11 protein-coding genes are annotated in these 13,370 nt (G+C 41.1%); 10 read left to right on the top strand and 1 reads right to left on the bottom strand.

The window, feature by feature from the left end:
* Positions 1-13: 13 nt before the first annotated feature.
* Complete coding sequence (locus AC2YJL_RS03305) at positions 14-1,726, bottom strand: Rqc2 family fibronectin-binding protein (protein ID WP_028410780.1); 1,713 nt, start codon at positions 1,724-1,726, stop codon at positions 14-16.
* A 141-nt stretch (positions 1,727-1,867) separates the two neighbouring features.
* On the opposite strand from AC2YJL_RS03305, the gene AC2YJL_RS03310 reads away from it, so the two are divergent.
* From AC2YJL_RS03310 to rsmB, 10 genes are all read left to right on the top strand, one after another.
* The gene (locus tag AC2YJL_RS03310) at positions 1,868-4,546 is read left to right on the top strand and encodes a calcium-translocating P-type ATPase, SERCA-type (RefSeq protein WP_230933514.1); all 2,679 of its coding nucleotides are present in this window, start codon (positions 1,868-1,870) and stop codon (positions 4,544-4,546) included.
* Positions 4,547-4,699: 153 nt separating this feature from the next.
* Entirely contained in the window at positions 4,700-5,575 is an 876-nt protein-coding gene (locus tag AC2YJL_RS03315; protein WP_029320527.1) for a YicC/YloC family endoribonuclease, read from the top strand.
* Between the two features lie 46 nt (positions 5,576-5,621).
* The gene (locus AC2YJL_RS03320) at positions 5,622-5,882 is read left to right on the top strand and encodes a DUF370 domain-containing protein (RefSeq protein WP_013084831.1); all 261 of its coding nucleotides are present in this window, start codon (positions 5,622-5,624) and stop codon (positions 5,880-5,882) included.
* 13 nt (positions 5,883-5,895) lie between these two features.
* The gene (gmk, locus tag AC2YJL_RS03325) at positions 5,896-6,510 is read left to right on the top strand and encodes a guanylate kinase (protein ID WP_013058927.1); all 615 of its coding nucleotides are present in this window, start codon (positions 5,896-5,898) and stop codon (positions 6,508-6,510) included.
* A 2-nt stretch (positions 6,511-6,512) separates the two neighbouring features.
* Complete coding sequence (rpoZ, locus tag AC2YJL_RS03330) at positions 6,513-6,734, top strand: DNA-directed RNA polymerase subunit omega (RefSeq protein ID WP_013058926.1); 222 nt, start codon at positions 6,513-6,515, stop codon at positions 6,732-6,734.
* Between the two features lie 180 nt (positions 6,735-6,914).
* Positions 6,915-8,132 carry a bifunctional phosphopantothenoylcysteine decarboxylase/phosphopantothenate--cysteine ligase CoaBC gene (gene coaBC / locus AC2YJL_RS03335; protein ID WP_251568769.1) on the top strand — a complete coding sequence of 406 codons (1,218 nt, stop codon included), beginning with the start codon at positions 6,915-6,917 and terminating at the stop codon, positions 8,130-8,132.
* Positions 8,129-10,543 carry a primosomal protein N' gene (gene priA / locus AC2YJL_RS03340; protein ID WP_251568768.1) on the top strand — a complete coding sequence of 805 codons (2,415 nt, stop codon included), beginning with the start codon at positions 8,129-8,131 and terminating at the stop codon, positions 10,541-10,543. Before coaBC ends, priA begins: the two co-directional genes overlap by 4 nt.
* 70 nt (positions 10,544-10,613) lie before the next feature.
* The gene (gene def, locus AC2YJL_RS03345; protein WP_013084828.1) at positions 10,614-11,087 is read left to right on the top strand and encodes a peptide deformylase; all 474 of its coding nucleotides are present in this window, start codon (positions 10,614-10,616) and stop codon (positions 11,085-11,087) included.
* A 10-nt stretch (positions 11,088-11,097) separates the two neighbouring features.
* Positions 11,098-12,036, top strand: coding sequence for a methionyl-tRNA formyltransferase (gene fmt, locus AC2YJL_RS03350; protein ID WP_050689665.1), 939 nt, complete (start codon positions 11,098-11,100; stop codon positions 12,034-12,036).
* Entirely contained in the window at positions 12,029-13,369 is a 1,341-nt protein-coding gene (rsmB, locus tag AC2YJL_RS03355) for a 16S rRNA (cytosine(967)-C(5))-methyltransferase RsmB (RefSeq protein WP_098331899.1), read from the top strand. Before fmt ends, rsmB begins: the two co-directional genes overlap by 8 nt.
* Position 13,370 lies beyond the last annotated feature (1 nt).

Raw genomic sequence — 13,370 nt, forward strand, 5'->3', positions numbered from 1 at the left:
AAAGGGGGTTTTATTATGACTGACGCAGCTTCAGTACAAGTTCTTCGCTAGGCGTTACGTACACCGTTTGCTGGTTATCGTACGTCACAAAACCAGGTTTAGCACCGCTTGGTTTCTTGACGTGGCGAATTTTTGTATAGTCCACGGGTACTGAACTTGAATTCTTGGCTTTACTAAAGTAAGCAGCAAGATGAGCCGCTTCTAAAATTGTTTCTTCTGAAGGCTCTTGGCTGCGGATAACAACGTGAGAACCCGGTATATCTTTTGTATGAAACCAAATGTCATCACGAGCAGCAAGGCGATTTGTTAAATACTCATTTTGCTTATTGTTTTTTCCAACTAAAATCGTCGTGCCGTCGCTTGAAACGTATTGTTCAAGTGTAGGCGTGGTGTTTTTTTGTTTTTTTGCTTGTTTTTGCTGACGGTTGCGCAAATATCCTTCTTCCACAAGCTCTTCACGAATCTCGGCAATGTCTTTGTGAGTAGCAGTATCCATTTGCTGAATAAGTGATTCAAAATACTGAACTTCTTCGTTTGCTTTTTCAATTTGTTCGATTACAATCGAAACGGAATTTTTCGCTTTTTGATACTTTGTAAAATAGCTTTGAGCATTTTGAGACGGTGATTTTTGTGGATCTAATGAAATGGTGAGCGTACCACTATTTTCGTCGTAATAATTAATCACGTCCACTTTCGCATCTCCTTTTTTGACAAGGTGTAAATTTGCGGTAAGGAGTTCACCGGCTAGCTGGTAATCAGATGCTTTTTCTGCATTTTGCAGCGTTTGCTCAAGTTTTTTTATTTTTTTCTCATTTTTCTTTTTCTCGGTAGAGATAAACTGTACTAAATCATGCGCTTGCTGCTTTACACGATCTCGCTCTGCTTTCCCGTAGTAATATCGGTCAAGAAGCTCGCTGATGGTTGCATACGTTTTTTTCGTACCCTCTAAATGCGTTAATTCCAGTAAATAAAAGTAGTCTTTTTGATTAACGGTTGTCAGAGTCGGTGTAAACTGACCTTCTTTGATCAGCGTCATCGTTTCGACGAATGATTTTGGAAGGGTAGAACGATTCGCTAAGCCTGAGCGAAACACCACTTCATTTGCAATTAAAGGAGAAAGCCCCGAGAAGGTTTGCACTAGCTGAGTCGCTAACTTTCCGCTATTAAAATCAATTTTTTTAACCACGGTTTCTTCATCCGCTTCAAATGGATGAAGCTTATCTTGGCTAGGAGGCAGTACGTAAGGAGCTCCGGGCAGAAGCGTACGGTGCCTGTTCAAGGCCATTGGAACGTGTTTGATGCTGTCGATAATCGTTTGTTTTTCTTTATCTACAAGCACAACATTACTATGTCTTCCCATGATTTCAATAATAAGCTGCTTGTACGTCACGTCGCCAATTTCATTTCGTCCTTTTGTTTCAATGACTAAAATGCGGTCTAATCCAAGCTGATACACTTGTTCAATAATGCTTCCTTCTAAATGTTTGCGAAGAAGCATACAAAACATAGGAGGCTCAGATGGATTTTCATAGGGCTCATTTGTGAAATGAACGCGTGAATAGTTAGGGTGAGCTGAGATTAAAAGTTTGCGGTTTTCACCTTTAGCGCGCACTTGTAAAATCAACTCGTTTGGAAACGGCTGATATATTTTTGAAATTCGTCCTGAAACCAAGGTCTCAGATAATTCTTGTAAAATGCCATATGTAAAAATACCATCAAATGACATAGTGCTCACATCCTTAAGTAATTGAAAATTGTCCTATAGAAAAGTATAGCATTTTTTAGGACGAGTCTGAATAAGCATACGATATAAGATTGTAACAATCTAATAGGTGCATTTACAAATAAAAGGGTGTGAAAAGATGCAATGAAATGGTATGAATTAGGTGAAAAAGCAATAGTGGAAGTAACAAAAACAGACAGACAGCATGGTCTTACACACAAAGAAGTAAAAGCACGTCAGCAGCAGCAAGGATTTAATGAATTGACTGAAGGAGAGAAAAAACCGGCCATTCTTGTGTTTCTAGAGCAGTTTAAAGATTTTATGGTGCTGGTTTTACTAGCTGCTACGCTTATTTCAGGTCTTTTAGGCGAATACATCGATGCGATTGCTATTATTGCCATTGTAGTAATTAATGGATTTCTAGGTTTTTTTCAAGAAAGAAAAGCAGAGAAATCTCTTCATGCATTAAAAGAGCTTTCTGCTCCTCAAGTAGCAGCTATGCGTGAAGGGAAATGGGTTAAGTTGCCATCTAAAGAGCTGGTAGTAGGAGACATTGTAAAGTTTTCGAGCGGAGACCGCATCGGGGCTGACCTTCGGATTATGGAAGCCAAAAGTCTAGAAATTGAAGAATCAGCGCTTACGGGAGAGTCTTTGCCAGTTGCCAAGCAAATAAAAGCTTTGCCCGGAGATGAAGTGCCACTTGGAGATCAGGACAATATGGCGTTTATGGGTACACTTGTGACGCGAGGAAGCGGAACAGGTATCGTTGTAGGGATTGGAATGAAAACAGCGATGGGACAAATTGCTGATTTGCTTCAAAATGCTGAAGCCATGATTACTCCTCTTCAACGGAAGTTAGAGCAATTAGGTAAAATTTTAATAGTTGTAGCGCTTGCACTTACTGTATTAGTTGTCGGGATTGGGGTACTACAAGGCCATGATTTATACAGTATGTTCTTAGCAGGAGTTTCGTTAGCTGTTGCTGCCATACCCGAAGGTCTTCCTGCCATCGTAACCGTGGCGCTATCTCTTGGTGTACAGCGCATGATTAAGCAAAGATCCATTGTTCGCAAACTTCCTGCTGTTGAGACACTAGGATGCGCATCAGTCATTTGCTCAGACAAAACGGGCACATTAACGCAAAATAAAATGACGGTTACTCACCTCTGGTCAGGAGGAATGACGTGGAGGGTATCAGGGACAGGGTATGAACCTACGGGCGTATTTTCGCGAGAGGAAAGAGAAGTTGATACACGGAATGAAAAACCGCTTCAGCAGCTTTTAGTGTTTGGTCTGCTTTGCAATCAAACGTCCATTTCGAGAAAAGATAAAGAATATGTCATCGACGGAGATCCTACTGAAGCGGCTTTGCTTGTTGCCGCAATGAAAGCGGGGCTGACAAAAGAAAACATTCAAAAGCAGTTTACGATTATTGAAGAGTTTCCATTTGATTCAACGCGTAAAATGATGAGTGTAGTCATTGAAGACGCATCTAATAAGCGCTATGTTATAACAAAAGGTGCTCCGGATGTGCTGCTTGTAAACAGCAAAAATATTTTATGGGAAAGCAGACAACAAACGCTGTCGGTAACAGTTCATAATGAAGTAAAAGGAGCGATTGATCAGTTAGCTAGCCAAGCGCTTCGAACTATTGCGATTGCTTATCGGCCGTTAGAAGACCATGAGAGCGTTCATACAGAGAAGGAAGCGGAAAAAGACCTGACTTTCCTCGGGCTTCAAGGAATGATTGATCCGCCAAGACCAGAAGTCAAGCAAGCGGTCAAAGAATGCCGAGACGCAGGAATCAAAACCGTTATGATTACAGGTGATCACGTCATTACAGCACAGGCGATTGCAAAACAGCTAGGCATTCTACCGAAAAACGGTCAAGTCTTGGAAGGAACGGATTTATCCAAAATGACGCAGGAAGAGCTAGAAGAAGTAGTGGATGATGTTTACGTATATGCCAGGGTATCACCTGAGCATAAGCTTAAAATTGTTAAGGCTCTTCAAGCAAAAGATCACATTGTAGCCATGACGGGCGACGGCGTAAATGATGCACCGGCTATTAAAGCAGCAGACATAGGCATCGCGATGGGCATCACCGGGACAGACGTAGCAAAAGAAGCGTCTTCACTCGTTTTGCTTGATGATAATTTTGCTACTATTAAATCAGCGATCAAAGAAGGACGAAACATCTATGAAAATATTCGAAAGTTTATCCGTTACTTGCTTGCATCAAATGTAGGAGAAATCTTAGTTATGCTCTTTGCGATGATTTTAGCACTTCCGCTTCCGCTAGTGCCCATTCAAATACTATGGGTAAACTTAGTAACAGACGGTTTGCCTGCGATGGCTCTTGGCTTAGACCAGCCAGAGGACAACGTGATGAAGCGCCATCCAAGGCATCCGCGTGAAGGTATCTTTGCAAGAGGATTAGGGTGGAAAGTAGTCAGCCGCGGATTTTTAATTGGAGCTGCTACACTTGCTGCATTCATGATTGTTTACGACAATGACCCAGATCGGCTGCAGTATGCACAGACGATTGCATTTGCCACACTTGTCATGGCACAGCTTATTCACGTATTTGACTGCCGGAGCGAAAAATCAATCTTTGATCGCAATCCATTTCAAAACTTATATCTTGTAGGAGCCGTTATTTCATCTATTATCCTTATGCTGGTGGCCATTTACTATCCGCCCCTGCAGCCTATTTTCCATACAATGGCTATTGCACCGCGGGAATGGCTCGTTATTCTAGGACTTGCAAGCCTTCCAACTTTTTTACTTGCCGGTTCACTTTTAACAAGAAAAGCTTCATAAATTGTGCTATACTTTAATACAGGCTGTCCTAAATGAGAAAACTCATGAAGGCAGCCTTTACAGGTTGAATAAAGAAGAGAGATTTCTTTTTTTTGCTAACACTTTCTTTTATGATACTTTTTATGTAAGATGTACATAGTGGATGTGATGATAATGATAAAAAGTATGACGGGTTTTGGCCGCGGAAAAGCGGAAGTGGAAAATCGATCAGTAACAGTGGAAATGAAGTCTGTTAATCATCGTTTTTGTGAAATTGTTATTCGTATGCCAAGACAATTAATTGAAATTGAAGATAAAATAAAAAAAATCGTTCAAACATACATAAAACGTGGTAGAGTAGAAGTATTTGTTACTATTTCAGGTGAAGAAATGGCAAAAAAGAAACTGCAGACGGATTGGCAGCTGCTTGAGGAATACATGAATGCGTTGCAGCAAGTACAAGAAAAGCATGGGCTGTCACAATCTGTTCAAATTCAAGACATTTTACACATGCCTGAAGTGATGACAACTTATGAAGAAGAAGCTGATCAGACGAGTATTCATGGTGCAATCTTTGAAGCCGTTGACGCTGCTGTGCATCAGTTAGTGGATATGCGGAAACGAGAGGGATCAGAGCTGTATCACGATTTGATGGGGTACTTACAGGATATTCAAGACATTCGCGAAAAAATTACACAGCTTGCTCCTGAAGTTGCTGAACAATATCGCGAGCGTATTAAAAGAAAGCTGAGCGATTATTTAGAAGGTACTTTCGATGAGCAGCGAGTGCTGACTGAAGTAGCTATTTTTGCTGAAAAAGCAGATATTAGCGAAGAACTTACGCGAATTCAAAGTCATGTTTCACAATTTATTCAAGCATTAAATACACCTGATTCAGTAGGACGCAAGCTGGATTTCCTTGTTCAAGAGCTGAATCGTGAAATGAATACAATCGGTGCGAAGGCAAATAATGGTACTATTGCTCAGTATGTTATTAGTATGAAAGCACAATTAGAACGCATAAAAGAGCAGGTTCAAAATATTGAATAGCCTTCGTGTAAGATAAAGATTATATTGGTATAGCGGGAGGCTTCTTATGAGCGGTAAATTAGTGAACGTTGGATTTGGAAATTTTATTTCTTCTAATCGTATAATCTCTGTCGTTCATCCTGAATCAGCTCCAATCAAACGCATTATTCAAGATGCAAAAGATCGAGGCTCTTTAATAGATGCAACGCAAGGACGTAAAACACGATCTGTTATTGTTATGGATAGCGATCATGTTATTTTAGCTCCTGTACAGCCAGAAACTGTGTCACAGCGACTTATAAACAAAGAAGAATTATTAGAAGGGTAGGTCACTTGAACCGATGATTGAAAGAGGTTTATTAATTGTTCTTTCCGGACCATCAGGTGTTGGAAAAGGAACGGTACGAAAAGCATTGTTTGAGCAAGAAGACATTAAATTGCAGTATTCTATCTCTGCAACAACAAGAAAGCCCCGCGAAGGTGAAGTAGACGGTGTTGACTATTTCTTCAAACCACGCGAAGAGTTTGAGCGCATGATTGAAAACAAGAAATTATTAGAGTGGGCTGAATACGTAGGCAACTACTACGGTACCCCGGTTGATTATGTAGAACAAACGTTATCTGAAGGCAAAGACGTATTTCTAGAAATTGAAGTGCAAGGTGCTCTTCAAGTGAAAGAAGCGTTTCCAGAAGGTTTGTTCATCTTCTTGGCACCGCCGAGTTTGTCAGAGCTTAAAAGTCGTATCGTAAACCGCGGTACTGAAACAGAAGATTTAATCAATAACCGTATGCGCGTGGCAAAAGAAGAAATTGAACTTATGGACGCCTACGATTATGTTGTAGAAAATGACAAAGTAGAAAATGCTTGTGCTCGCATCCGTGCTATCGTAACGGCTGAACACTGCCGTCGTGATCGTATTTCTGCGCGCTATAAAAGAATGCTGGAGGTAGAATAAACATGCTTTATCCATCAATTGATTCCCTAATGGAAAAATTAGATTCTAAGTACACGCTTGTGACAGTAGCTGCAAAACGTGCACGTCAATTACAGCTTCACAATGATACGCCGATTGAAAAGCCGGTTTCTTATAAATTTGTAGGCTGTGCTTTAGAAGAAATTAATGCTGAACAATTAAGCTATAAGCAAGGTGTAGCAGAAGAAGATTCTAAACATCAGTAAGTGAAAAAATAACAACCTACTTTATAGGTTGTTATTTTTTTGATGCTTTTGTTTGTATTCAAGCAGGATAGTGAATGTCTCATTACAAAAATGGTATAATAATTAAATTGAAAAGCTTTAGATAGTTACCCGAGTAAACAAGCGGATGCTGGTTGAGCGGGATAAATAGATGGGGGCATAATGATGAAGGGAAAACGAATTTTATTATGTGTTAGCGGCGGGATCGCCGTATATAAAGCCGCAGCTTTAGCAAGTAAATTAGTACAAGCGGAAGCGGAAGTTAAAGTAATGATGACTGCTTCGGCATGCGAGTTCGTAACGCCGCTTACGTTTCAAGCTCTGTCTCGAAACCCAGTTTATACAGATACGTTTGATGAAAAAGATCCATCTGTGATTGCACATATTGATTTAGCAGATTGGCCTGATTTAATTTTAGTAGCTCCTGCTACGGCAAATATGATAGGGAAAATAGCAAATGGTCTTGCGGATGATATGATTTCCACAACGCTGCTCGCTGCTACTGGACCTGTGTGGATTGCACCTGCAATGAATGTTCATATGTACGATCATCCAGCTGTTAAAAAAAATATGAGCACTCTTTCATCATTTGGTTACTCTTTTGTAGAACCTGGAGAAGGGTATTTGGCATGCGGTTATGTAGGAAAAGGCCGTCTTGAAGAGCCAGAAACAATTGTTTCACTAATCGGATCTCATTTCTCACAAGCATCAGGTACACAAAAGATCCTTGAAGGTGTGAATGTATTGGTTACAGCAGGACCTACGGTAGAACGCATCGATCCCGTACGATTCTTCACCAATCGTTCTACCGGGAAAATGGGCTATGCTCTTGCAGAACAAGCTGCTAAGTTAGGCGCATCGGTAACACTTGTAACGGGACCGACGAATTTAGAGTATCCAAAAGGAGTGCAGGTTGTTCAAATTGAAAGTGCGCAGCAGATGCTTGAAGCTGTTATGCAGCGCTATCATGAAGCAGATGTTGTTATCAAATCAGCCGCAGTGGCAGATTACCGACCAAAGCATGTGTTTGATCAAAAGATGAAAAAGCAGCCTGGTGCAGCAGTATTAGAGCTAGAGAGAACAACAGATATTTTACGCACGCTTGGAGAGCGAAAAGAACACCAGCTTTTAGTCGGCTTTGCAGCAGAAACAGAACAAGTGGATGAATATGCACAAAAGAAACTTTTATCTAAAAACTTGGATATGATTGTAGCCAATAACGTAACGACAGAGGGAGCAGGTTTTGGAACGGACACAAATATTGTAACGCTCTATAAGCGAAGCGGAGAGTCTAGGAAACTTCCCATTCTTTCAAAACACGATGTAGCTACCGAGGTGTTAAAAGAAGTGAAGGAAATGTTAGAAGGGCTGAAAAAATGAGTGTAGCTAGTGTAATTGTGGACGTGGCTGCTAAGCAAACAGATCGAGCTTTTGACTACGCTGTTCCTGACAAATGGAAAGGAATTATTGTTCCGGGTATGCGAGTTGTCGTTCCGTTTGGTCCTAGAAAAGTTCAAGGGTTTGTGGTGGCTCTTAAAGAAGAGGCCGAAGTTAAGCGTGTTAAACCAATTGCTGACCTGCTTGATTTAACGCCGGTTCTGACTCCCGAACTGTTAGAGATTGGGCACTGGCTAACCGAAAAAACGCTTTGTTTTATGATATCGGCTTTTCAAGTCATGCTGCCTGCGGCGATGAAAGCAAAATATGATAAAGAACTGTCACTCCTTTCAAAAGAGGCATACGAACAGCTCCATGAGCAAGTAAAGCCGTTTTTTCAGTCAAGATCCTCGCTGAAGTGGAGTGAAGTAGAAAAGACAGCCGCTGCTCCAGCTTTTCACCGTGATATTCAAAAAGGTCTAATCGAAGTTGTCTACGTGGTGAAAAACAAAGGAAACAAAAAAACGGCAAAAGGCGTAAAACTCAATCAAAGGTTTGAAGAAATTCAGCAGTTTATGAGCGAGTTAAATAAGCAGGCAGAAAAGCAAAAACAAGTGCTGTCTTTTATGCTCGAGCGAAATGAAGAAGTAGCCATAAAAGAAATAGCGGAAGATTTGCAGATTACCTCCGCTCCTATAAAAGCGCTGATTAACAAAGGACTCTTAGCGGAAACGGAAATTGAAATATACCGTGATCCTTATCAAGATCGATACTTTACACCATCAAAGCCATTTCAATTGACGGATGAACAAGCTGAGGTAATTGCACCGATTCTGCGGGACATCGAAGAAAATCTTCACGATGTGTTTTTAATGTACGGAGTAACCGGAAGTGGAAAAACAGAAGTATATCTCCAATCAATTGATCAAGTGCTGAAAAAAGGAAAAGAAGCGATTATGCTTGTTCCGGAGATTTCACTTACCCCTCAGATGGTCAAGCGGTTTAAAGAGCGGTTCGGCTCAAAAGTTGCTGTGCTTCATAGCGGCTTGTCTACTGGAGAGAAATACGATGAATGGCGAAAAATTCAGCGAAAAGAAGTATCCGTTGTAGTAGGGGCCCGCTCTGCTGTATTTGCTCCATTTGAAAATTTGGGCCTTCTCATTATCGATGAAGAACATGAGACGAGTTATAAACAAGAAGAAAACCCCCGTTATCATGCCAGAGATGTAGCTATTTACCGAGGTCAGCATCATCAGTGTCCAGTCATTTTAGGAAGTGCAACACCAACGCTTGAGTCCTTTGCAAGAGCGCAAAAAGGTGTGTATAAGCTGCTGACGTTAAAGCAAAGAATGAATAAGTCATCAATGCCGTCGGTGGATATCATTGATATGAGAGAAGAGCTTCGCAGCGGCAATCGCTCTATGTTTTCAACTATGCTGTTTGAAAAGATGAAAGACCGTTTGGAAAAAGGGGAGCAAATCGTTTTATTTTTAAATAAAAGAGGTCATTCTTCTTTTGTCATGTGCAGGGACTGCGGTTACGTTCCGACATGTGAGCACTGTGAAATTTCACTAACGTATCACCGCTATCAAAATAAATTAAAATGCCATTACTGCGGACACGAAGAACAAGTGCACACTGAGTGCCCAGAATGCCACAGCGAACATATCCGCTTTTTCGGATCTGGTACACAAAAAGTGGAAGAAGAATTAACAAAAGTGCTGCCTGAGGCTAGAGTCGTTCGAATGGATGTTGATACGACAAGCAGAAAAGGCGCGCATGAAAAGCTCCTGAACAAGTTTGCAAGTGGAGAAGCACAAATTTTACTAGGGACGCAGATGATTGCGAAAGGGCTTGACTTTCCAAACGTCACGCTTGTAGGCGTTTTAACAGCAGATACGATGCTGAATTTACCTGACTTTCGTGCATCTGAAAAAACGTTTCAGCTTTTAACACAAGTAAGCGGAAGAGCAGGACGCCACAAACTTCCAGGAGAAGTAGTGATTCAGACGTACACGCCTGAACACTACAGCATTCAACTTGCGAGTCAGCATGATTACGATGCGTTTTATAAGCAGGAGATGGAAATTCGTAAAATGCATAAATATCCGCCTTTCTTTTACTTGGCGCTTGTAACGGTATCTCATGAAAATATTGCAAAAGTGGTGTCTGTTACAGACAAAATTTCGCAGTATCTGCGTCAGAAACTTTCGCCGCAAACAACGATCTTAGGGCCAGTCGCATCTCCGATTGCTAAGATAAAAGATAGATATCGCTATCAATGCATGTTAAAATACAAGCTGGAACCAAGCCTGATTCCGCTGTTGAAATATATATTAGAACGTTATCAAGCGGAAATGCAGAAGGAGAATTTAACGATCACTATTGATTTGAATCCATACTCGATGATGTAACCAGTCGTCTTGATGGCGTTAAAGAAGAAGGTTTTTGGATATAAATAGAAAGAATAAAGGAGGTGCCTATTTGGCTAAGCTTAAGCTTGTTTACCATCCTAATGAAGTACTTGAACAAGAGTGTGAAGTCGTTAAAAACTTTGATAATAAATTAGCGAAATTACTAAACGGCATGTATGATTTAATGCTTGAAGCAGACGGTGTGGGTCTAGCTGCTCCTCAAGTAGGAGTTCTGCAGCAAGTGGCAGTGGTAGACGTGGATGACCGACACGGTAAAATTGAGTTAATTAATCCGGTAATTATTGAGCAACGAGGCGAACAAATCGGTCCAGAAGGCTGCCTAAGTTTTCCGGGCCTTTTTGGTGACGTGGCTCGAGCTGATTATGTGAAAGTACGTGCGCAAAATCGTAAAGGAAAACCTTATTTTATAGAAGCAAAAGGTTTTTTAGCACGAGCAATTCAACATGAAATTGATCATTTACACGGTGTATTGTTCACGGAAAAAGTAACAAAGTATTACGAAGAGGATGAACTAGAAGGGTAGGTTTTACACGATGAAAGTCGTATTTATGGGAACGCCGGATTTTTCAGTGCCGGTTTTACAAACATTACTTAAAGATGGATATGAAGTGGTCGCAGTGGTTACACAGCCGGACCGACCAAAAGGGCGCAAGCGCGTATTAACACCTCCTCCAGTAAAAGTTGAGGCGTTAAAGCATGAAATACCTGTACTGCAGCCAGAAAAGATTCGTTTAGAAGAAGAATATCAGAAAGTATTAGCGTATGAGCCTGACCTAATTGTAACAGCGGCTTTTGGTCAAATTTTACCAACCCCTATTTTAGAAGCGCCTAAATACGGCTGTATTAATGTGCATGCTTCTCTGTTACCTGAACTGCGCGGAGGCGCGCCGATTCATTATTCAATTCTACAAGGTAAGCCGAAAACTGGTGTTACAATTATGTATATGGTAGAAAAATTAGATGCAGGTGATATCTTAACACAGGTAGAAGTTCCGATTGAAGAACGTGATCACGTTGGCACGCTTCATGATAAACTCAGCGCTGCTGGTGCAAAACTGCTTTCAGAAACCATTCCTTCTCTTGTAAAAGGTGAAATTACGCCGGTTAAACAAAACGATGACGAAGCGACATTTGCTTCTAACATTAAGCGGGAACAAGAGAAAATTGATTGGGCCCGTACAGGAGAAGAAATTTATAACCATATCCGCGGACTTCACCCTTGGCCGGTTGCTTATACAACAGCAGACGGTCAGGTCATGAAAATTTGGTGGGGAGAGAAAGTATCTGCATCAGGAAAACCGGGTACCGTTTTATCACTTGAAGAGGATGGATTTATAGTAGCAACTGGAAATGAAACAGCTATTAAAGTGACGGAACTTCAGCCGGCTGGAAAAAAACGTATGGATGCAGCGCAGTATTTACGAGGTACATCCGTTGAAGTCGGAACAGTATTAGGGGATGTCAATGAGTAAGTACAACGTTCGAGACATAGCTTTAGATATTTTACTAGCTATTGAAAAAAATCAGGCATTCAGCAATCTATTGTTAAATAACAGTATACAAAAACGTGGTATTCAAGGAAAAGATGCAGGGTTGTTAACGGAAATTGTGTATGGAACGATTCAAAGACGCGATACGTTAGATTACGGGTTAGCGCCTTTCTTGAAAAATCCAAAAAAACTGCAGCCTTGGGTGCGAGTGCTGCTTCGTTTATCGCTTTACCAAATGGTATATTTAGACCGAGTGCCGGACCGGGCAATCCTTCATGAAGCAGTAGAAATTGCCAAAAAACGCGGCCACAAAGGAATTGCCTCAATGGTAAACGGCGTTTTACGAAATATTCAGCGCAGCGGCACGCCTTCTTTAGAAGAAATACAAAATCCTGTGGAGCGGTTGGCAATTGAAACGAGTCATCCATTGTGGCTTGTAAAACGCTGGGTGGAACAATATGGATTGGACAAAACACGCGGAATCTGTTTAGCTAATTTAATGGCCCCTAAACAAACAATCCGAGTAAACAGTGCACGCTTTACGCAAAATGAAGTAAAAGAAGCGCTTGAAAAAGAAGGTATTGTTGTAGAACCAGGCCATTTTGTAGAAGAAGCGCTAGAAGTTCAAAAAGGAAATGCAGCTCATACACAAGCATTTCGTGAAGGAATGTTTACCGTTCAAGATGAAAGCTCTATGTTAGTGGCTCATGCGCTCGGTGCGGAGGCAGAAGAGCTAATTTTAGATAGCTGTGCTGCACCGGGAGGAAAATCAACTCATATTGCAGAGCAGCTTAAAAACAGTGGTAAAGTTATTTCCTTGGACATTCATGACCATAAAGTAAAGCTGATTGCCCAGCAGGCAGAGCGTCTGCATCTTACCAATATTGAGCCGACGGTTCAAGACAGCCGCAAAGCGGGCGAACAGTTTGATAAAGAAATGTTTGATCGCATCTTAGTAGATGCTCCGTGCTCAGGTTTTGGTGTAATGAGACGTAAACCTGATTTGAAATATACAAAAACTGAGCAAGATGTAAAGCAGCTGGCGCGTATTCAACAAGATATTTTAAATGCGGTTGCGCCTTTATTAAAAAAAGGTGGGACCCTTGTATATAGTACATGTACAATTGACCGGGATGAAAATGGGGATGTTGTAGCAGCATTTTTAGCAGATCATGCTGATTTTCAAAAAGATGAAACACTCGCTGCACGCATGCCGCAAAAGCTTAAACAAAACGTAAAACATGGTGAAATTCAATTGCTGCCAGATGCACAAAGCGATGGGTTTTATATTGCATGTTTACAGAAGAAGGTGTAAA

The organism is Priestia sp. SRI_019, from assembly GCF_057586255.1.

Excerpts from the sequence above, each read along its gene's own strand:
- AC2YJL_RS03305 (WP_028410780.1), bottom strand. The coding sequence starts at position 1,726 with ATGTCATTTGATGGTATTTTTACATATGGCATTTTACAAGAATTATCT.
- AC2YJL_RS03310 (WP_230933514.1), top strand. The coding sequence starts at position 1,868 with ATGAAATGGTATGAATTAGGTGAAAAAGCAATAGTGGAAGTAACAAAA.
- AC2YJL_RS03315 (WP_029320527.1), top strand. The coding sequence starts at position 4,700 with ATGATAAAAAGTATGACGGGTTTTGGCCGCGGAAAAGCGGAAGTGGAA.
- AC2YJL_RS03320 (WP_013084831.1), top strand. The coding sequence starts at position 5,622 with ATGAGCGGTAAATTAGTGAACGTTGGATTTGGAAATTTTATTTCTTCT.
- gmk (WP_013058927.1), top strand. The coding sequence starts at position 5,896 with ATGATTGAAAGAGGTTTATTAATTGTTCTTTCCGGACCATCAGGTGTT.
- rpoZ (WP_013058926.1), top strand. The coding sequence starts at position 6,513 with ATGCTTTATCCATCAATTGATTCCCTAATGGAAAAATTAGATTCTAAG.
- coaBC (WP_251568769.1), top strand. The coding sequence starts at position 6,915 with ATGATGAAGGGAAAACGAATTTTATTATGTGTTAGCGGCGGGATCGCC.
- priA (WP_251568768.1), top strand. The coding sequence starts at position 8,129 with ATGAGTGTAGCTAGTGTAATTGTGGACGTGGCTGCTAAGCAAACAGAT.
- fmt (WP_050689665.1), top strand. The coding sequence starts at position 11,098 with ATGAAAGTCGTATTTATGGGAACGCCGGATTTTTCAGTGCCGGTTTTA.
- rsmB (WP_098331899.1), top strand. The coding sequence starts at position 12,029 with ATGAGTAAGTACAACGTTCGAGACATAGCTTTAGATATTTTACTAGCT.